Genomic DNA, 1,682 nt, shown 5'->3' with positions numbered 1-1,682 from the left:
TAACCGGAGCAACCGTGCTATTGCCTCCGCAGAAGCTGAACTAGACCGCCGCCGCCGGGACTATCGAGACATGAAGATTACCACTGTGGCTGAAGTCTCTGAAGCCGAGGCTCAGTTAAGGCAAGCCCAGGAACAATGGCACGGAGCCCAGGCTAGGTTAAAGTCCACTAAGGCCAACTTGAGGTCAACTAAAGCTGGCTTAAATGCAGCCCGGTCGAAGCGAAACCGATATCAGCCCATTGCTGAAGTGGGAGCCCTGTCCCAGGATCGATTTGAGGAAGCACAACTGGTGGTCCAGCAGCAAGAACAAGCGGTCGAGGCCCAAAAAGGCCTAGTTGAAGAGCAAAAACAAACCATAAAACAGCTACAACAAGGGGTTAAGGCGGCTCTTGCCAGACTACAGCGGGCGAAAGCTGCTCTCAATCCCAGCAGCTCAGAAGTAGCGATCGCGTCTGAACGGATTGCCCAAGAAAAAGCCACTGGTGAAGCTACTCTGGCTAGGTTAAACAAAGAACGGGAAGCCCTGATCCAACAGCGGATTGAAATCAGCAAACACCTAGAGCGGGATTCCCGCGAACTTAAACAAGTAGAACTCGACCTCAGCCAAACTGTGATTACTGCCACAGCAGACGGGATTGTTTCTAAGCTAAATTTGCGCAACCCTGGTCAAACTGTGCGCTCTGGAGAGGAAATTGCCCAAATTGTTCCGGGTGATGCACCCTTGAAAATAAAGGCAGTGGTGTCACCAAGCGATATTGGCAAGTTGGCAGAAGGTCAAAAGGTTCACATGCGGGTATCTGCCTGTCCTTATCCAGATTATGGTACCCTCAAGGGTTTAGTCAGCCAAATTTCCGAAGATACTATTAAACCCCAAAGTAATGGTGCTAGGGCAAGTGCTTTAAGCCAGAAGGGGCGTGGTGCTAGTGCTTTCTACGAGGTGACGATCTCTCCAGAAAGCCATGTCCTCGGTAAAGGCAAAAACCAGTGTTCCCTTCAATTGGGAATGGAGGGCAGAGCCGATATTATTTCTAGAGAAGAGACTGTGCTAAGATTCCTGCTCAGGAAGGCAAGGCTGGTCACCGACTTGTAATGTAATCTCAAACCTGTTCCCTCTTAGAGGATATCTGAAAAGTTTTTTGATACTGAATTTTGCCCCCCTAGCCCCCCAAGCGAGCAATCCCTCGCTTGGGGGGAACAAGAGTCAATTTGCTTCTAAAAGTCCCCCAAAATTGGGGGACCAACGGGGGCTTGGATGTAGCAAATAATACTTCTCAGACAACCTCTTAAAAACTTCTGGCATGCATGCCTTTTGCGTGTTGATGTAGGTTGATGTCTTGAGCAGATTAAGGACCAATTTAGGCAAGCCTATATTTCTGTAATCATTCAGCCGTTGGCAAAAGGCTGAGGGAGCATCCCAATTTGGCAAATCCATTGCTCAAACTAACGAAAATACTAGGGATTAAAAGCATAATTTAAAGTGTTATGTGCAAAAATGGGATGCTCCCAAGGCTGATGGCTGATGGCTGATGACTTACATATTTTTTTTTACCATTTTCAGTCGAGCTCTTCCTCTATATATCTCTTGATTTCAGGGGCTAATTTCCTAAGATTACGTTGAAAGAAGTTATTCAGGGATGAAATTTTAATTCCTAAAGAATCCGATATCTCTTGCCATTTTTTTC

General features: G+C 47.0%; 1 protein-coding gene. It reads left to right on the top strand.

Going from position 1 to position 1,682, the window contains the following annotated elements:
• Positions 1 to 1,090, top strand: a 1,090-nt coding sequence (locus F6K53_RS40530) for an HlyD family efflux transporter periplasmic adaptor subunit (RefSeq protein WP_293085825.1), incomplete at its 5' end; no start/stop codon positions are given.
• Between the last annotated feature and the right edge of the window lie 592 nt (positions 1,091 to 1,682).

This window comes from Moorena sp. SIO4A1, assembly GCF_010672065.1.
GTDB lineage: Bacteria > Cyanobacteriota > Cyanobacteriia > Cyanobacteriales > Coleofasciculaceae > Moorena.
This window is presented reverse-complemented; position numbering and strand designations above follow the sequence as displayed.